General features: G+C 36.2%; 18 protein-coding genes and 1 tRNA gene. 6 read left to right on the top strand and 13 right to left on the bottom strand.

The window, feature by feature from the left end; genetic code table 11:
• Positions 1-82: 82 nt before the first annotated feature.
• Complete coding sequence (locus tag H0Z36_RS02095) at positions 83-1,363, top strand: adenosylhomocysteinase (RefSeq protein ID WP_296863451.1); 1,281 nt, start codon at positions 83-85, stop codon at positions 1,361-1,363.
• Positions 1,356-2,378, top strand: coding sequence for a stage II sporulation protein P (gene spoIIP / locus H0Z36_RS02090; RefSeq protein WP_296863449.1), 1,023 nt, complete (start codon positions 1,356-1,358; stop codon positions 2,376-2,378). Before H0Z36_RS02095 ends, spoIIP begins: the two co-directional genes overlap by 8 nt.
• Positions 2,379-2,382: 4 nt before the next feature.
• Here spoIIP and H0Z36_RS02085 read toward each other — a convergent pair whose 3' ends face one another.
• Positions 2,383-2,676 (bottom strand): hypothetical protein, encoded by a 294-nt coding sequence (locus tag H0Z36_RS02085; RefSeq protein ID WP_296863447.1) that lies wholly within the window; start codon positions 2,674-2,676, stop codon positions 2,383-2,385.
• A 157-nt stretch (positions 2,677-2,833) separates the two neighbouring features.
• Between H0Z36_RS02085 and H0Z36_RS02080 the strand changes: the two genes are divergently transcribed.
• Entirely contained in the window at positions 2,834-4,237 is a 1,404-nt protein-coding gene (locus H0Z36_RS02080) for an MFS transporter (RefSeq protein ID WP_296863445.1), read from the top strand.
• Positions 4,238-4,318: 81 nt separating this feature from the next.
• Positions 4,319-4,393 (top strand) — tRNA-Arg (locus H0Z36_RS02075).
• A 396-nt stretch (positions 4,394-4,789) separates the two neighbouring features.
• On the opposite strand, the gene H0Z36_RS02070 is transcribed toward H0Z36_RS02075, so the two are convergent.
• The 10 genes from H0Z36_RS02070 to H0Z36_RS02025 form a co-directional block, all read right to left on the bottom strand.
• The gene (locus H0Z36_RS02070; protein WP_296863443.1) at positions 4,790-5,425 is read right to left on the bottom strand and encodes a YigZ family protein; all 636 of its coding nucleotides are present in this window, start codon (positions 5,423-5,425) and stop codon (positions 4,790-4,792) included.
• A 3-nt stretch (positions 5,426-5,428) separates the two neighbouring features.
• Positions 5,429-6,187 (bottom strand): alpha/beta fold hydrolase, encoded by a 759-nt coding sequence (locus H0Z36_RS02065; RefSeq protein WP_296863441.1) that lies wholly within the window; start codon positions 6,185-6,187, stop codon positions 5,429-5,431.
• 12 nt (positions 6,188-6,199) lie between these two features.
• Positions 6,200-6,376: a DUF2197 domain-containing protein gene (locus tag H0Z36_RS02060; RefSeq protein ID WP_296863439.1), complete on the bottom strand. Its 177-nt coding sequence runs from the start codon at positions 6,374-6,376 to the stop codon at positions 6,200-6,202.
• Between the two features lie 52 nt (positions 6,377-6,428).
• The gene (locus tag H0Z36_RS02055) at positions 6,429-8,150 is read right to left on the bottom strand and encodes a methyl-accepting chemotaxis protein (protein ID WP_296863437.1); all 1,722 of its coding nucleotides are present in this window, start codon (positions 8,148-8,150) and stop codon (positions 6,429-6,431) included.
• Positions 8,151-8,208: 58 nt separating this feature from the next.
• Positions 8,209-8,538 carry a hypothetical protein gene (locus H0Z36_RS02050; RefSeq protein ID WP_296863435.1) on the bottom strand — a complete coding sequence of 110 codons (330 nt, stop codon included), beginning with the start codon at positions 8,536-8,538 and terminating at the stop codon, positions 8,209-8,211.
• Positions 8,532-10,964, bottom strand: coding sequence for an ATP-binding protein (locus H0Z36_RS02045; RefSeq protein WP_296863433.1), 2,433 nt, complete (start codon positions 10,962-10,964; stop codon positions 8,532-8,534). The genes H0Z36_RS02050 and H0Z36_RS02045 overlap by 7 nt, the downstream gene beginning before the upstream one ends.
• Before the next feature lie 21 nt (positions 10,965-10,985).
• Entirely contained in the window at positions 10,986-11,816 is an 831-nt protein-coding gene (locus H0Z36_RS02040) for an MBL fold metallo-hydrolase (protein WP_296863431.1), read from the bottom strand.
• Positions 11,817-11,851: 35 nt separating this feature from the next.
• Positions 11,852-12,181 carry an AzlD domain-containing protein gene (locus tag H0Z36_RS02035; RefSeq protein WP_296863429.1) on the bottom strand — a complete coding sequence of 110 codons (330 nt, stop codon included), beginning with the start codon at positions 12,179-12,181 and terminating at the stop codon, positions 11,852-11,854.
• Positions 12,168-12,860 carry an AzlC family ABC transporter permease gene (locus H0Z36_RS02030; RefSeq protein WP_296863427.1) on the bottom strand — a complete coding sequence of 231 codons (693 nt, stop codon included), beginning with the start codon at positions 12,858-12,860 and terminating at the stop codon, positions 12,168-12,170. Before H0Z36_RS02030 ends, H0Z36_RS02035 begins: the two co-directional genes overlap by 14 nt.
• 106 nt (positions 12,861-12,966) lie before the next feature.
• Positions 12,967-14,976: a PBP1A family penicillin-binding protein gene (locus tag H0Z36_RS02025; protein ID WP_296863425.1), complete on the bottom strand. Its 2,010-nt coding sequence runs from the start codon at positions 14,974-14,976 to the stop codon at positions 12,967-12,969.
• Between the two features lie 263 nt (positions 14,977-15,239).
• Between H0Z36_RS02025 and corA the strand changes: the two genes are divergently transcribed.
• Complete coding sequence (gene corA, locus H0Z36_RS02020; protein WP_296863424.1) at positions 15,240-16,217, top strand: magnesium/cobalt transporter CorA; 978 nt, start codon at positions 15,240-15,242, stop codon at positions 16,215-16,217.
• A gap of 52 nt (positions 16,218-16,269) precedes the next feature.
• Here corA and H0Z36_RS02015 read toward each other — a convergent pair whose 3' ends face one another.
• Together H0Z36_RS02015 and H0Z36_RS02010 are read right to left on the bottom strand one after the other, a co-directional pair.
• Positions 16,270-16,905, bottom strand: coding sequence for a DUF47 family protein (locus H0Z36_RS02015; RefSeq protein WP_296863422.1), 636 nt, complete (start codon positions 16,903-16,905; stop codon positions 16,270-16,272).
• 41 nt (positions 16,906-16,946) lie between these two features.
• Complete coding sequence (locus H0Z36_RS02010; protein ID WP_296863420.1) at positions 16,947-17,825, bottom strand: radical SAM protein; 879 nt, start codon at positions 17,823-17,825, stop codon at positions 16,947-16,949.
• A gap of 147 nt (positions 17,826-17,972) precedes the next feature.
• Here H0Z36_RS02010 and H0Z36_RS02005 point away from each other — a divergent pair, with 147 nt between their 5' ends.
• The gene (locus H0Z36_RS02005) at positions 17,973-18,152 is read left to right on the top strand and encodes an alpha/beta-type small acid-soluble spore protein (RefSeq protein WP_296863418.1); all 180 of its coding nucleotides are present in this window, start codon (positions 17,973-17,975) and stop codon (positions 18,150-18,152) included.
• Positions 18,153-18,158 lie beyond the last annotated feature (6 nt).

Here is an 18,158-nt window from a genome sequence, read left to right as displayed (position 1 = left end):
TATTGTAAGGCTTTTTGCTTATAATGTTTTATAAGTAAATAAACAATATATAAAATAAAACCTTAAGCTAGGAGGTTTATTAATGAACACTGTTTTGAAACTAGAAAAAATACGCCCTTCTGTCATTAAAAATCCCGACCTTGCTCCGGAAGGTTACAAAAAACTGGAATGGGTTAGTCATAACATGCCTGTTCTTAATTTTTTGAGGGAAGAATTTGTTAAAGAAAAACCTCTTCTTGGTAAAAGAATAGCTTGCTGCCTTCACTTGGAAGCCAAAACGGGTTATCTTTTGCAAACACTTAAAACAGCAGGTGCCGAAGTGGTAGCCTGTGCTAGCAATCCCTTATCTACTCAAGATGATGTAGTAGCTGCACTGGTTGATTCAGGCATTACTGTTTATGCGGTACATGGAGAAACTCCAGAAGAATACCATAGATACCTGGAATATACTTTGGATACCATGCCCGATGCTATAATTGATGATGGAGCCGACATGGTAACCATTCTGCATCGTGACAGGCGTGAACAAGCTAAAAATATAATCGGCGGCTGTGAAGAAACTACCACTGGAATAGTCCGCCTCAAAGCTATGGACAGAGATAATACCCTTCTGTTCCCCATGATAGCCGTAAATGATGCTTATATGAAATACCTTTTCGATAACCGATATGGAACTGGACAATCAGTATGGGATGGCATTAACCGCACTACCAATCTAGTAGTTGCCGGGAAAAATGTAGTAGTAGTAGGATATGGATGGTGTGGAAAAGGGGTTTCCATGCGTGCTTTAGGTATGGGAGCAAAAGTAATAGTAACAGAAATTGATCCTATAAAAGCAAATGAAGCAATAATGGATGGATTCCAGGTAATGCCCATGCGGGAAGCAGCTAAAATCGGCGACATATTCATAACTGTAACTGGCAACATAAATGTAATACGCCGGGAACATTTTGAAGTGATGAAAGACAATGCCCTACTGGCAAATGCCGGCCATTTTGACGTGGAAATAAGCAAAAAAGACTTATATGACCTGGCCGCCCAAACACGTAAGGTTAAAAACAACATTGAAGAATTTGTCCTGCCTGATGGTCGCAAGCTTTATCTTTTAGCTGAAGGACGCCTGGTAAACCTGGCAGCAGGTGATGGACATCCTGCTGAAGTTATGGATTTAAGCTTTTCTCTTCAGGCACTATCCTTGCTTTATGTAATTAAAAATCGTGATAAATTAGAAAACCATGTATATAATGTTCCACCTGAAATTGATCAGAAAGTTGCCAGATTAAAGTTAAAAGCTGAAAATGTTGAAATTGATGAACTTACCGAAGAACAAAAAGAATATTTAGCCAACTGGGATATTGACTAAAAAAATTTTTTTGCTGTATAAAAACCGCCTCTTTGCCCATAATATTACTGATTATACAGGCAAAGGACGGTTTTTTTATATGGAAGCAGCAAGAAGAAAATATATAATGGTATTTTTTGCTTTTTTATTTATAATATTAGCAGGAAGCTACTTTTTAAACTTAGCTCAAAAACAAAATCTCCCTAAAATCAAAACAACATCTTCCAGCTATTTTACAATTAAAGACACCAGGGGTAATGTTATTCTGCAAACAGGGATAAAGGTATATAAAAACGACGAATATATAAGTGAACAAAATATCCATTATATAGTAACCTCCGTAAAAGGCACTGAAGCAACAGCGGTAGTTAAAAATGAGGTTCTTTCACAAAATAACAGCATCCCTGCAGCTTCTCTTTTTGTGCCTGATCGCCTTCTTAAACCTGACTATACTGACCTTTCGGTAGCGATTTATCACACTCACAGTGATGAATCATATATTCCCACATCTGGTACTCCTTCCAAAAGAGCTAAAGGAGACATATTTGAAGTGGGAAAAGCCTTGAAAGAACGGCTAAAAAAGCCAGGAATCAAAGTTTTTCACAGTTTAAATGCCCATGACCCTCATGATATCAACGCCTATCATCGTTCACGGCGTACAGCTATCAGTCTCGTCAAAAAAGGCCCAGATGCTATTTTTGACATACATCGGGATTCCGCGCCCCTTTCTGCCTATCAGACCAAAATTAATGGAATACCCGTTGCCCGGGTTATGATTGTAATAGGAAGATCTAATCCCAACATGCAGACAAACTTAGATTATGCAAAAAGAGTAAAAGCAGTTGCCGACAAAATTTATCCTGGTTTCCTGCGCGGTATATTTATAGGCAAAGGAGATTATAATCAGGATCTATATCCTACTTCCCTTCTCTTTGAAGTTGGTACTGAGCAAAATAACCTTAAGGAAGCTAAAGAAAGCATGAAATTTTTAGGTGATATAATAATCAAAGTGCTTAGGAATGAAGACCTCTCATAAAATACTAAACTTTATTTTTAATCATAATTGATTCAGTTATTTTAAGTAAATCATGCACAAAATTGGCTCCCCTTGACACAATTATTCCCGTAAAGACTGAACCTAAATAAGGTATATTAAGTGGTAAACCTGCAATTTTGAAAAAATCAACATTCCCTGATACAGTTATAATAACCGCTATTACAATAGCCCCCAGGCGGTCTGTACTTATTCCATTATTTACTTTAATCATTTTTAAAGTCTCCCATATTGCCTCAGCCAAAACAGCTAAAAGCAATAATCCAGCTATTTCATTCACTTCACTTCCCCCCCTTCTTAATTTATTTCTATTTTTTTATTAATCAATAATGATTTTAGTGCTTCATTATTCATAAATACATGTTCTAAAAGGAGAATTTTTTTGTTAATCTAAATATAAAAAACAAAAAATCAAAAATCTTAAGAGGAGAATATAAATGCATCTTGAACCAAAATGGCGTGTACTCATAGTAGTAAATACCGGAATATTTATGTCTACTTTAGACGGCAGTATTTTAAATATAGCTAATCCTACCATTGCTGAAAGCCTTTCTGTTTCACTCTCTCAAATTCAATGGCTGGTAACATCCTATATGCTGGTAATAACCGCAACCCTTCTTTTTTTTGGGAAATTAGGCGACCGCAAAGGTAGGCACAAAATATATACCTATGGTTTTTTAATATTTGTCTTAGGCTCACTGCTGTGCAGCTTTGCTAGGGTTTTATCCTTGCTAATAGGAGCACGCATAATCCAGGCTTTTGGAGCAAGCATGATGATGGCAACTGGCATGGGAATAGTTTCTACTACATTCCCAGCCAATGAGAGAGGTAAAGCATTAGGATTAACTGCCAGCATGGTAGGAATAGGAAATATGACAGGACCAAGTCTGGGAGGTATTCTGGTTGAAAATTTTTCCTGGCCAGTAATATTCTTAATTAATGTTCCTATTGGCCTTACCGGATTTTATCTGGCCAATAAGTTTTTAATTTCTCCTTTCAATACTGATACTGAAGACAACAATTCAGACATACTAGGAACTTTGCTTATGGCTCTTGCTTTAATTTTATTCCTTTTTTCCATTTCAAAATCAGGAGAAATAAATATTGCTTTTTTGATAATCAGCATCGTCTTATTTGCAATTTTTATCTATACAGAGCGAAAAACTCCTGATCCTCTTCTTGATTTTGAACTGTTTAAAAACCCGAACTTTGTTGCAGGCAATATCCTTGCTTTTATAGCTTATAGTTCACAAACATTTATCATTTTCCTTCTGCCATTTTATTTTGAAAACATACTTAAACTATCTCCGGCAAATTCAGGACTTTTAATGACTATTCCTCCAGTCCTTATGGCCTTAACTGCACCTTTTGCAGGTAACTTATCTGACCGCTTAGGGGCAGTACCGTTAACTTCAGCCTCTTTTATTTTGCTGACCGGGGCTCATTTAATGTTATCTAGATCTGTTTTAACTTTAAACCTAGAAACTGCAATATTAAGCTTGATAATCTTAGGGGCAGGAATGGGAAGTTTTGGTTCTCCCAATAACAGTTCTATATTAGGTTCTGTACCTCCTCAAAAATCCGGATATACTGGCGGATTTATTTCAACCGTACGCAATTTTTCCTTTTCACTTGGTATATCTTTTTCAGTAAGTATATTCATTTATTTATTGAACCGTTACCAGATTAATATGTCTTATCATAAGGCATATACCAAATCTTTACATTATGTCTATCTTATTTCAGCTTCACTAAATCTCTTAGGAGTTATTTTATCTATATACACCCGTAAATACCGAAATATATTCTGGACTACTGCAAAATCAGAAAAAAGCTCATGATTTTAAAATAAATTTCCTCAAAAATATCTCTACTTATTTTGACCTGCAGTATTTTTTTTGCTATACTAAATAATGCGATGTACGCCTGTAGCTCAGTGGATAGAGCACCGGCCTCCGGAGCCGGGAGCGGAGGTTCGATTCCTCTCAGGCGTACCATTTTTTATTTTCTGCCTTCCTAAATCATAAGCAATTGCTTCTTCTTAAATTTTACCTTAATAATTTCTCATTTCTTAAACCATCAATACAAACATGATTTCCCTCTTAATATCTTTATCAAGTCAAAATTATATTTTTCTATTTTTGGTTGTAATTGTAATATTTTATTTAAAAATTAAATAATATTTAATAAAGGCATTGACAGAATATATGTTTGATGTTATTATTTGCGTATAAAACAAATGTTCCTAAAATCAAAAAGGAGGACGAACTTATGTTTAGTAATTTTACGAAAAAAGAATTATTACAAACACTTATAGGATCATTCTGCATAATAACCTTAAGCTACATCTTAGCAATAGGATTTTTTGTTCTTCTATAAAAAAAAGCCTCCTTTTAAGAAGCATTTTTTATCGAGCAATATTTTTTTTCTCCTGGCATAACAACAGCAGTTCCATTAGATAAGAAAACTAGCATTTCTATGAATTTCTCTACATTTTCTATCGGAATTAAAAATTTCACTTTAACCGAAGTATCAAATTGAATCTGGTCAATCAATACTTGTTCCAGATTGCATCGATGATTTATTACCCCCCAGTAGGCATAGCTAATTTCAGCTTTTACTTCCTGACAATATGTGAATAACCGCTTTTCTGCTTTATTCAAAGCATCAGAAGCAGCAGATGAATAAGCCCTTATCAATCCAGAAGCTCCTAAAAGTATTCCCCCAAAATATCTTGTAACTATTATCAAAACATTTTCAAATTTCTGTTTTTTAATTACATTTAATATAGGTAATCCAGCTGTCCCTGAAGGTTCTCCATCATCACTAAATTTTTCCTGATAAGGTTCTCTGATTATATAGGCATAACAATAATGTCTGGCCCCAGGCCATATCTGGCGGGCTTCCTCTAATAACGCTTCAACTTTGTCAGCATTGTCTACCGGAACTGCCCAAGCAATAAACTTTGATTTTTTTATTGCTATTTCGGAAATTACATCTGATTTGATACTGAAAAAAGATGACATCATTCTTTACTCCCACAAAGCTTCGAATTTTTTCTTAAGCCATTCAATAGTATAATCTTCCCTTTCACGGTAGCAATAAATGAACTTATGATCGGCATTGGGAAATATCTTTAAAGTACATAAAGGAATCTTTTCTGCCATATAATAAGCATTTTTTACAGAAACTATCTCATCCTTGCCTCCATGAATGATTAAAACCGGTCTATCGCCTATATTTCCTATGTATTCAGCGATGTTATGGCTATCAAAATCTTCCACCAAATAGGGATTTAATTCGAAAGAACCCCCTTCATCCCTTAGCTTTACTCGCACACCTGCTTTTAATTTTTTGTATTCCTTTGGCATTATTTGGCTAAAGGTAGAGTGTAGAAAAACCGGTGTTGACCATAAAATAAAACCTTTTACAATATCTTCGCCGGTTCCTCCGGCCAGGACGGTTGTCCCTCCAAAGCTCCTGCCTAAAAGAACCGCCGGCAATGAAATATTTTCTTTGACATAATTCAAAACCAGTTTTAAATCTTCCGCTTGCCTTGACAAAGTAACATCGGCAAAATCGCCCGAACTTTCTCCACTACCGGAAAAATCAAAAGCTAAAACACCAAACCCAGCATAGCCAAGCCTGGATGTAAAATCAAAAACCCTTCCCCCATTTTCTTTACTTCCCCTAAAACCATGGCATATTATCAATAAATGGGTAGCAGAAGGCGGTATATTTATATAAGTTCTCAGTTCCTTTTCTTCATTTCTTATACAAATCTTTTCCATATATTATCCTTCCTACATAGGCTTTTTAGGTTTTTGTTTTTCCTCGCTTTCATAACGCACTTTATAATTACACCTGTCGCATACAAAAACGGCATCTTTAGCCTGTGACAATTTAGGATAATCTTTATGGTCTTCCGCTACCTCGTAAGTTTTGCCACACATTATACACCGGGCGGCAATTTTATTCATTTATGTCCCTCCCCTTAAAATACCCATTACAACCATTTTTATCTCATCATTCTCAGATTTTAAAATAAGACATAGCCTCTTCAAGAGCATTAACTATATCATTAAGCCTATTTATCGTTGCATTTACTTCTTCTATTCCCGCCATCTGTTCTTCTGCTATCTGACTTATTTTCTCTGCAGCCCGCGCATTATTCTCTGCGGTTCTGGTAGTTTCTTCAATAGATATAATCGCAGTTTCTGCACTTGCAGCTATTTCCTCACTAGCAGCTGATATTTCCTGAATCTGCTCATTCACCGCTGAAACTGCATTTATTATTTGATTAAAGAATTCACCAGCCGCTAAGATTATCTCGCTTCCATTATTTACCTCTCGGGTTCCTTCCTGCATCGAATGGACAGCACTTTGAGCTTCACTTTGTATCTCATTAATAAGTTCAGCAATTTTCTTGGCTGCCTCACCAGATTCCTCAGCAAGTTTGCGCACCTCTTCTGCTACAACCGCAAAACCCTTCCCCTGTTCTCCTGCCCGTGCTGCCTCAATAGCAGCATTTAGTGCAAGAAGATTAGTCTGTGCCGCAATACTGGTGATTAAATCTACAATCTGTCCGATTTCTTGAGATTTTTTACCTAAACCTTCAATAACTCCGGCTGCACTATTAACTGCTTCTTTTATAATATTTATCTGATTTATAGCATCCTTTATCTGTTTTTCCCCTTCCTTTGCCTTATCCGTAGCAGTCATTGCAGAGGTTGATACCTCCTGGGTATTAGCAGCCAATTGCTCTATTGCACTTGACATTTCAGTTATAGCTCTTCTTGATTTTTCTGTAAGCTGCGCCTGTTCCTGTGTATTACTGCTCATAGTATTAGCTTCATTAACCATTTTTTCAGTAAGAGATGCGCTTAAATTTGACCGTTCTAAAAGCTGCGAACTTGAATCTTTTACAGTTGCGCTTAAGTTCTTAGTCTTGCCTATCAAATCATACATCCGTTCAATCATTACATTTACTTTAACTGCTAATCTTCCTAAAGCATCATCTGCTTTTACCGGTATTCTTTGAGTCAAATCACCTTCACTCGTTTTAGCCACTGCATCTCCAATACGCCTCAACGGCATATAAACAGTATAAGCAATAAGAAATGCAGCAATAAAACCAGCTATTATGCCTAGAGCAGAATAGCCAATCATATTAAGCCTGAATTTGGCTACCATTTCATCATAAGGGGTAGCAGGCAACCCTACATACCACATGCCGATTATTTGTCCATTTTTATCTTTTATAGGTTCATATGTGGTAAAACATTTCACCCCTACCACATCAGCCTGTCCTAAATAAGTTTTGCCATTTTTAAGCACTTTTTCAACAACATAATCTGCTGCCTTAGTATTAACCATCCGGTGATTATCTCTCATAACATTGGTAGCTACCCGGGTATCACCTTTAAAAATAGTAACCGTCCCCCCAGTTAATTTCCCAATCCGGTCTACTATCTGATAATTTCCTTCCATCAAAACATTTCCCTTATAAAGCTTACCTCCAATAATCTGCCAATCTCCGGGATATTTTTGTTCAATTATTTCTCTTCCTAAGGCTAAATCCGATTTCAATTTTTCTTCTGCCGTCATTACCACTTTATTGCCCATAAGCCAGGTGGCATAAATTCCCATCAAACCGGTAACCCCGGCCAAAACCAGAGTAAAAGCAATAATTAAGCGAAGCCTCACATCCACCCTACGCAGCAAAATTTCAAACCAGTCAAGAAACGCCTTCACCCTTTTAACCCCCTAATAACTTTCATCAAAATCTTTAAAATTCATAGGCACGGCCTTCCTAATCATCAACTTCTTTTTCCGGAATTATTTTCATATAAAGCACCCTCTGATAATTATAAGAACCTATGATATTGCCGTTTTTATCATATAGATAATTAAGTGAAGATCCTCCTACATATACCTTGGCATCTTCCTCTATACCCAGGCTTTTTACATAACCTGTAATAGACTGGTTATCGGTAAAAAAAATTTGTACCTTGATGAGTTCAGGTTTGGAATTTTCAGTCATTTCAAATCCAGAAAAACCAGAACTGCATCCACTAACCCCAAGTAAAAAAAACATTGCTAAAGTTATCAAAACATAAATCAATCCCCTAAAATTCACCATTCACTCCTCCCCGCCAGCCGTCGGCGGCTGTTCCTCTCTTTAGGATAACGGTTTTGTTTTTTGCTCCACTGGCGCAATTTATTATCAACCATATAATGAATGGTAGAAGGAGGATATTTCCCGTTACTGTCTGGCTTGCCAGCAGGCAATCCAGTCAATATTTCCAATCCTTCATCAATATGCTCTACCGCCCATATATTAAATTTTTTCTCTTTTACTGCTTCAATTATCTCATCATCCAACATAAGCTGAGGGACATTCTGCTTTGGTATTATAACTCCCTGTCTTCCATCTAATCCCTGTTCCTTGCAAACCTTATAAAACCCTTCTATCTTCTGGTTAACACCTCCTACTGGCTGTATTTCTCCATTCTGATTAACCGAACCGGTAACTGCAATTCCCTGAAAAATAGGCACTTCAGCTAAACTGGATAATAATGCATATAATTCTGCACTGGAAGCACTATCTCCTTCAATACCTGAGTAGCTCTGTTCAAAGGTTAAACTGGCCGAAAGAGAAAGCGGTTTATCCTGGGCATATTTAGCACCCAAAAATCCGCTTAATATCAATACCCCTTTACTGTGAATAGTTCCGCTTAAATGAATTTCCCGTTCTATATTTACTACCCCTTTTTCTCCCATAAACGTCTTAGCCGTAATTCGAACCGGTTTGCCAAAGCTGTAATCACCCAGCTCGTAAACTGCTAATCCGTTTATTTCACCTATTCTCCAGCTTTTAGTATCTATCAGCAAAGTTCCTTCTTTGATATATTCCTGGATTTTATCTTCTAAAAGAGAAGAGCGCATTTTTTTCTCATTTAAAGCCTTTCTTACATGTTCTCCAGTTACCAGTTCAGAATTGTCATACTTAGCCCAGCAGTCAGCTTCATATATTATTTCTTCCAACTTATTAAATAAAGCAGTAAGTTTATCTTGATGTTCTACCAGTCTGCTTCCATAATCTATTACTTCTGCCACCGCATCTGGAGTAAAATGTCTCAAACCCTTGCTTTCACATACTGAACTTATAAAACGGGCATAATCATTAATATGCTTTCTGCTTCTATCCATTTCAACGTCAAAATCGGCCCTTACTTTAAAAAGCTTTTGAAAATCATTGTCATAGTTGTAAAAGAGATAATAATATATAGGTTCACCTATAAGCACTACTTTTATATGGCATGGAATAGGCTCAGGTTGTAAAGTTTCCGTATTAGTTATGCCAATCATCTTGCCAATGCTTTCAATGCTTATTTCCTGATTTTTTATTACTTTTTTTAGCTTATCCCAAATATAAAAGTTATTTAAAATATCATCAACATATAATACCAAATAACCACCATTGGCCTTATGTACTGCTCCCGCCTTTATTTTTGAAAAATCGGTAGACAGTATACCAAATTCTCCCTCATACTCAATTTGTCCAAAAAGATTGGCATAAGTAGGATTCTTCTCGATAATAACCGGTGCATGCTTAAGTTCGGAATTATCAACAATCAGGTTAACCTGATATTTCCTTAATACACTTCGGCGGCTCATATGATTTAAAAAATTGAAAGGTGAATCTTCATGGCTTTTTGTAAAATTATCTTTATTTTCCAGAATATCTTCCTGCATTTCCTGTAAATATTGAATAACTTTAGGAAAATTTTTGTATTTATCTATAAGTTTATTAAAATAAGGTTCAATAACCTCCCGGGCAGCCTCACTTTCTAACAGCCTTATTTTTTCTCTTACGCTTTTTTCCATCTCCCTATATTGCCTTAAAGCATCGTTCAATTTTTCCTGCACTATGGAGCCTTTTTTCATTATTTCATTTCTTTCTTCATCAGAAAGACGCACAAAATCTTCTTGACTCATTATCTCTCCATCTTTAAGAGGAATACTGGTAACGCCCGCCTCATTGCGCGCTATGGTGAATCCATAAGCTCTCGCTTCTTCTTCAAGCTTCAAATATCTGCGGTTGGTTTCTTCCATAAACTGGTTTAATATCTGGTTCCTTTTATTTTCAACCTCTTCACTGCTTAAGGCTTTTATAATACTGTCAATTACCTTTTCCACGTTTTCAGCAACTGTTTTTTGAAAAACCTTTCCCTGTCCCGAAGGAAGCTCTAACGCCTTTGGCATATCAGGATTTTTGAAATTATATACATAACACCAGTCGGAAGGAACCGGCTCTTTTTTAGCTTTATTTTCCAAAACCTGCCGGGCTAAGGTCATTTTACCGCATCCTACAGCTCCTGAAAGATAAACATTATAACCGAGATGCTCAATATCTATCCCTAAGGACACCGCCTTTAAGGCTCTTTCCTGTGCAATAATACCTTTTAAAGGTTTAAGCTCTTCTGTACTTTTGAATTTAAAAATACCAGGATTGCATTTCTTTTTTAAATTTTTCGGTTTAACCCTGCATTTATTGACAGTCAAAAATCTACACCCCCAATATTGCTAAAAAGTAAAGCTCATTCCAGTTTCTCCTTTTATTATTCTGTCTCCTAGCGCATTATATAAAAGAGATGCAGCATAAAAGCCCGTGCAGTGACACACGATAATCTTCTCAATATGATAATTATTCAGAGATTCTATAGTTCTATCTATTCTCTCTTTTGAAGCAGTTATCAGATGAGTTCCACCTATATACGCCTTGATTATCGACCTGCCTGTTTTTTGAACAACATAATCGATAGTATTTATCATACCTGCATGTGCACAACCGCTGATTATAACTAATCCATCTTTATCATCGATAACTAATGCCATATCATCCGGTAAAACATCATTTGCAATATTATTCTCAATCTTTACCTTAAAAGGGCCACCAACATCCTCAAACCTGTTATTTCTCGGAATTTCACCAGTAACAAAAATTCCTGGGCTAATTTCTGTAAATTCATCTGTCCAAATGAGCTCGACCCCTAAGTTTAAAACTTCTTCCTTTTTAAACGCACACCCTATTTCTCTAAAATTTCCATCACCCAGGAAAACTGGTCTTGAAACAAAAATACCAGAATGGGCATATATTTTTTTTATCTGATAATCCCTAACAAGAGGCAAAACTGCACCGGTGTGATCAAAATGTCCATGACTTATAATCAGTTCAGATACTTCATTTAAATCAATACCTAAAAACCTGGCATTATTAAATAAAGCGTCCTTAGATCCTGTATCAAACAGATATTTTTTTTCATTCCTTTCTATTAAAGCAGCAAATCCGTATTCCCCCGTTAAGCCTGGAACAGGTGTAGTATTTTCCACCAGAATGGTAATTTTAGTATTCATAAAATACCCTCCCCATTTTGTTTTTTTATGTAAAACTATAATTGAACAAGATTATAAAGTATTGCCATCGTCCCGATGCCTACCAGCAAAGTAAAAAAAAGACTCCTGGTCTTTATTGCTGTAATAATTGTAGGTATAAAAGCCAGAATATAAATATTATTAAAGCTTATATCTATAGATCCTCCAGGGGCAATTATACTTAAAGCAGTCAAAGCTGCCAGCACCGCAGGTGCTATGTAAGAAAGCCATTCTTTCAAAATTTCAGGAAAATCAAACCTGGAAAAAAATGCAACCGGCAAAACCCGTGGCAATACGCTTACGATTGAAACCCCTATAATCATAATCCAGATATCAGCGTTTGTCATTTATTATCACCCCTATAGTTGCAGCCACTACAGTAGCTATTATTATATTGGATAGATTCTGCATAGAAGCCGGCCAAACATATCCTGTCCAAAGGCACAAAGCTGCAGCTATAAAGGCCACAATTATATCATTACGCTTACTTATTACTAAAACTAAAAGACAGGTATACATAGCAGGCAGAGCAAAGCCTAATCCCATTTTGTCAGTATTGGTTATCAAAGTCCCCGATAAAGCGCCTAAAAAAGTGCTACTTATCCAGCTTATATGCGAGGTAATGTTTAGACCTGCTATATATGAACTGGTAGGTTTCTTAAACTTATAACGATTAAAAGCTACCGCATAAGTTTCATCGGTAAGGCCATAAGAAAGCACAGTAGCAATTTTAGAAGGAACATTATCTTTTAAAAAAGGAACCAGAGAAGTTGAAAAAAGAAAATACCTCATGTTAACCAGAATATTAGCGAGTATTGCAGTAATTACAGCACCATTCGCCTGCAAAACCCCAATAGCAATATATTGCCCTGCCCCTGTAAAACATAAAATCGACATGGCTGTGGCCTGAACAACCGACATACCTGCTTCATTGGCTAAAATCCCAAATGCAAAACCTAAAGGCACATATCCCAGTACAATTGGCAAGGCATCTTTCATCCCTTCCAACAATTCTCCTCTTTGCATATGTCTCTCCTCACAGGAAATATTGTACATATAGTAAAATTTTATCATTGAAAACACATATAAGGCTAGCCATTGTTTTCTAAACTTTCCTCTTGTTTTTAAATATTTATTCTATTGCCTCTTCCGATTCAGATACTTCATTTTTTTCTTCGGTCTCATTTTCTTGTTGTCCTCCTTCATCTACTTCAGGTGGTAAATCTTCTTCTTTCTCATCGGTATCCTCATTATACATGTGTAAATAACATATATCCTGCGGTTCTGTTCCTTTTATAAAAGCAGTCATAGATGTGCGTGGACAGAATTCTGTTGCAATAAGTCCGGAATCTAAACAGATATTTACTAAATTTACACTAGAAGGTTTTTTAAAATCTTCTTTTCCGAGTCTGGCTGAAGTTTGTTTTATAAATTTTGCCCATACAGGTCCAGCCAAACTTCCTCCAGGTAAATGGACGCTTCTTCCATCATCATAACCTACCCATACTGCACAGGAAATTCGGGGGGTATAACCTACAAACCATGCATCACGATAATCATCAGTAGTTCCTGTTTTTCCTGCTGCATTAGAGCCAACAATTCCCCTTAAATGAGACCCTGTTCCTCCAGGTTCTAGAACTCCTTTAAGCATATTGGTAATGATATAAGCATTTTCAGGAGAAATTACTCTTATTGAATGCGGTTTATTCTTCTCTAAAATATTTCCCCTTTTATCTTCTATCCTTAAAATATATAAAGGTTCACTGTATATACCTTGATTGGCAAGAACCGCATAGCCTGCTGCCATTTCCAGAGGAGTAACTTCAATTGAGCCTAAAGGGAGAGATAAAACAGGCTTTACATTTTTAAAGCCAAATCTTTCACAATATCTGGCAGTAACCTCCGGATTTAACATGTCATTCAGCCTTACTGCCACCACATTATCAGACTTCATTAAAGCTTCCTTTAAAGTAAATTCACGATAGTGATAGGGTTTTTTTCCATAATCTTTTGGAATATATAAACTTCCATCACTCATTCTATATTCTACTCTTTCACACATTATCATATCTACTGCTGTAAAACCAGAATCAATGGCTAAAGAATAAATAAAAGGCTTAAAAGTTGAACCAGGCTGTCTCTTAGCCATAACGCGATTATAAGGAGAAGTCGTAAAATCCCTTCCTCCAATTAAAGCCCTGACTTCCCCGGTTTTGACATCAACCGCAACAAGAGCAGCCTGCATATCAGACGGCCTGTCTTGCATCCCTTCAAATAAAGCTCTATTAGCTGCTCTCTGCAAATTTAAATCTAATGTAGTATATATCTTCAGTCCTTCGCTAGTCATAGCCCTATCTCCATACTTTTCCCTTACATACTGTTCCACTAAGGCCATAAAGTAAGGAGCCTCTCCGCTTATATAAGGGGATTTTTGAAAACTCAATTTTTGTTTTACAGCTTCATCTTTCTGTTCAGGAGTTATATACCCTTCTTCAACCATCCTCTGTAAAACCGCTTCCTGCCTTTTTTTAGCTGCATCAGGATTTTGATAAGGGTCAAAATGAGACGGCCACTGAGGAAGACCTGCTAATAGTGCAGCTTCAGCCAAGGTTAGCTTCTCGGCATTCTTAGCAAAAAAAGTGCGCGCAGCAGCTTCAAGACCGTAAGCTCCATGGCCAAAATAAACATTGTTGCAATACATAGTTAAAATTTCATCCTTGCTGTATTTGCGCTCTAGTTGAAATGTATAATAAAGCTCCTTTATTTTTCTTAACCAAGTTCTCTCATTACTCAAATAAAGATTTTTAGCAGTCTGCTGGCTTATAGTACTTCCGCCTGCTACAATTTTCCCTGCCTTTATGTTCATAACGACTGCTCTTAATATTCCTGTTATATCTATTCCATGATGTTTATAAAAATTTTTATCTTCTACTGCAATTACAGCCTGTATAAAATAATTAGGTATTTCATTAAAATTCAAATTTATCTGGTTTTGATGGGCAATACCTCTTATAGGCTGGTTATTTATATCATATACCACAGAAGGCTCCGGAGCTTTTACTTCTGGAAGTTTTAAACTGCAACCACTAGAAAAAAATATAAGCAGCGAAAAAATGACTAAAACACTTATAAATCTACGCATATAACCCCTCCTTCTTCCTAAATTACCCAAATTCATCGTAATTTATCCTTAAACAAAATTTTATTCAACTTTTTTGACGAAAAACTAATCCATAGTATATAATAAGATGTTGAGAAATGATATAAAGGTGGTGGTCACATGGAACCTATCCCGGATTATCGATCGCGACACTTTATCCGTTCTAAACAAAATAATATAAAGAGGGTTGCATTGTACCACCAGGTGAAAATCTAACCCTCTTTAAAACAAGGAGGGATTAGGAAATGATTAAAACATACTGGTATAATTATGTTGAAAATAAAATGTACCATGACGTCGACTTAACCCAAAAAGACCTTCTACTTGCTTCTCCTAACAGCCTTCTGTGGATAGATATCTATGACTGTTCTCCTAATGAACTTCATTATATAGGAAATATATTCGACTTTCACCCCCTAGCGCTAGAAGACTGTTTACAGAGTAGTCCAAGAGCAAAATTAGATCGCTATGACAATTATCATTTTTTCGTATTTCACGCCCTGCGCTACTCTGAAGATGTTCTCGAGGAAGACGAATTAAGCAACATCGAACTAGATGTATTTATGGGATCCAATTATATTGTAACTATCCATCCTATTGCCCTTTCTGCAGTAGGTAAAGCAGCAAGAGTTTGTCTTAAAGAAACTACTTTAATGAACAGAGGGCCGGAATATTTATTGTATTCGATTGTAGATAACATAGTTGATGATTATTTTCCTATAATTGAGCGTTTGGGTGAACGCATAGACGAACTGGAAGATGATATTTTTGTTCTACGCGGTCGACAAATTACCGAAGAAATCCTTGCTTTACGAAGAACCATAATCCTCCTTAGAAAAGTTCTCATTCCTCAACGCAGAATATTCAGCAACATAAACGGTCGCTATTCATTTTTCGTTAAAGAAGAAAATATTCCTTACTATTTAGACTTGGTTGACCACTTAGACAGCATCATTGATGCAGCCAACGCTTACCGCGAACTCGTCAACAGCTCACTGGAAACTTATTATTCGATAATCAATGGTCGCACCAGTGAAATTATAACTGTTTTAACTATCATTTCAGTAATTATGATGCCTCTTACTGTTATAACCGGTTTTTACGGCATGAATGTCAACCTTCCGGGGCAAAGTCATCCCCTGGCAGCATGGTTTATAATGCTCGGAATGGTTTCACTGTCTTTAGGTATGCTTTTGGCTTTCCGAATGAAAAAATGGCTGTAAATAACACAAAAAGCCTTGCTGACAATTAAGAGCAAGGCTTTTTTTTAGTTTTTCAAGAGTATTTAACTACTATGCTACTTAAAAGCTCTGCAACATCTTGTACATAATCCTGGGCCATTTCAATATGCTCATAAACTTCACGCCACTTAATTATCTGTATAGGGTCTTTTTCATTTTCAAATAACCTGGCCAATCCATTACGATATAAGCTGTCCTGTTTTCGCTCCAAACTAGTTATCTCTTCACAGCAGGATATTATACCCGCCTTGTTTTGTTCCACTTTATTCAGCATATTAAAAGCCTTTTCCTGTAATTCTAAAGAGCGACACAAAATTTCTACCATCTCTCTTACCCTATCATCTGGCTCACCGGTCTTATATAAAATCATGCGATCAATTATTCCGGTTATATAATCTAAAACTACGGCTAAAGCCTGCACCAATTCGAAAGCATCTTCCCTGTCGAAAGGAAGTATAAAAGAAGTATTAAGCCTTCTTATAAGTTCTTCTATTATGCGATCACCTTCATGTTCCATAGCAGTCAATTTAGCCAGTTTCAAATCAAGATCCTTGTAATCATATACTACTTCTTTTAAAATTTCTCCTCCTCTAACTACTATCCGCGCACTTTCATTTAACAGAATAAATAATTCTTTATCTTTATGTCCAAATAATCTCAAGCTTTTCACCCTTTTAGTATTTTTTCAATTCAGTTATATAAAAATATTGTCTATAGTGCTCTTAAATAATCTGGTCGTAAATATCTGCGGTCATTTTTTTCAATAATTTCCTTAATTAAAGCTAACATCTTTTCTTTATCATCAGGTAATCTTCCTTTTATTGGAAGATAATTGGAAGCATGATTACTTCTGAACTCAGTTCCCTGACACTCTAAATGTTTAATCAATATATACATTTCTTCTAATATTTCAAAAGGCCCAGGAACTTCAAATTCCCCTCTTTGTTGCTTGCGGAACAATTCAGTATTTGGGACTACCATCAAGGTTAAAGCACCAATATAATCAGGATTAATTTCATTTAAAATTTTCGCTGTATTAATCTCATGATCAACCGCACGTGGACTTCTGCCAGCCAATCCCAATAAAACAGTAACTGAAAGCTTTATTCCTGCTCTTCTTATGCGTTGTCCTGCTTCTACCATTTCTTCATAAGTTACACCCTTGCGTATCTCTTTTAAAAGCTCAGGATCTCCGGTTTCTACTCCTAAATAAGCAATAGAAAGTCCTGCCGCCTTTAGTGCAGTAAGTTCAGACATCTCTTTAGAGATTATACTGTCAGGACCAGCATATATTCCTACATGTCTTAAACTTGGAAAAGTCTTGTATAAAGTTTCCAATACTTCCAAAAGTTGATCGGTATCCATGGCCAAAGCATCTCCATCGGCTAGGAAAACTTTTTCCACATCGCCATAATAAAGTTTAGCCATACGAATATCGGTTTTTATCTCATCTAGAGAACGCACCCGGAATTTTTTATCTTTGTACATGGCACAAAAAGTGCAGCGATTATGAGTGCAACCTATGGTAACCTGCAAAATATAGCTGTTAGCTTCACTAGGCGGCCTGAATATATTACCTTCATATCTCATACCTTCAACCTCCCCTTTATATAATATTATAAAAATAATCTAGCTGATGAAATAGTTTACAAATTATAAATTAAAATCTAGCTATATTTAATATAATTTTACTCAAAATAATAACAGGTGCGAGTTAAACAATAAGGAGGTTTTAAAATGTCCAGACGAAAAGGTATTATGTCTGAACAGTTAAAGTACGAGATTGCCCGTGAGCTGGGAGTAGACCATATAGTAGCTACCGAAGGCTGGGGGGCAATAAGTTCCAGAGACTGTGGAAATATGGTCAAAATGGCTATTCAAATTGCTGAAAGAAGTTTAGCCAACAGACCGTTTTAACTCGCA

The organism is Thermosyntropha sp. (genome assembly GCF_017656155.1).
Lineage (GTDB): Bacteria > Bacillota > Syntrophomonadia > Syntrophomonadales > Syntrophomonadaceae > Thermosyntropha.
This window is presented reverse-complemented; position numbering and strand designations above follow the sequence as displayed.

Bases quoted from the DNA above. Each gene is read 5' to 3' on its own strand.
- H0Z36_RS02095 (WP_296863451.1), top strand. From the start codon at position 83: ATGAACACTGTTTTGAAACTAGAAAAAATACGCCCTTCTGTCATTAAA.
- H0Z36_RS02080 (WP_296863445.1), top strand. From the start codon at position 2,834: ATGCATCTTGAACCAAAATGGCGTGTACTCATAGTAGTAAATACCGGA.
- H0Z36_RS02070 (WP_296863443.1), bottom strand. From the start codon at position 5,425: ATGATGTCATCTTTTTTCAGTATCAAATCAGATGTAATTTCCGAAATA.
- H0Z36_RS02065 (WP_296863441.1), bottom strand. From the start codon at position 6,187: ATGGAAAAGATTTGTATAAGAAATGAAGAAAAGGAACTGAGAACTTAT.
- H0Z36_RS02060 (WP_296863439.1), bottom strand. From the start codon at position 6,376: ATGAATAAAATTGCCGCCCGGTGTATAATGTGTGGCAAAACTTACGAG.
- H0Z36_RS02050 (WP_296863435.1), bottom strand. From the start codon at position 8,538: ATGGTGAATTTTAGGGGATTGATTTATGTTTTGATAACTTTAGCAATG.
- H0Z36_RS02040 (WP_296863431.1), bottom strand. From the start codon at position 11,816: ATGAATACTAAAATTACCATTCTGGTGGAAAATACTACACCTGTTCCA.
- H0Z36_RS02035 (WP_296863429.1), bottom strand. From the start codon at position 12,181: ATGACAAACGCTGATATCTGGATTATGATTATAGGGGTTTCAATCGTA.
- H0Z36_RS02030 (WP_296863427.1), bottom strand. From the start codon at position 12,860: ATGCAAAGAGGAGAATTGTTGGAAGGGATGAAAGATGCCTTGCCAATT.
- H0Z36_RS02025 (WP_296863425.1), bottom strand. From the start codon at position 14,976: ATGCGTAGATTTATAAGTGTTTTAGTCATTTTTTCGCTGCTTATATTT.
- corA (WP_296863424.1), top strand. From the start codon at position 15,240: ATGATTAAAACATACTGGTATAATTATGTTGAAAATAAAATGTACCAT.
- H0Z36_RS02010 (WP_296863420.1), bottom strand. From the start codon at position 17,825: ATGAGATATGAAGGTAATATATTCAGGCCGCCTAGTGAAGCTAACAGC.
- H0Z36_RS02005 (WP_296863418.1), top strand. From the start codon at position 17,973: ATGTCCAGACGAAAAGGTATTATGTCTGAACAGTTAAAGTACGAGATT.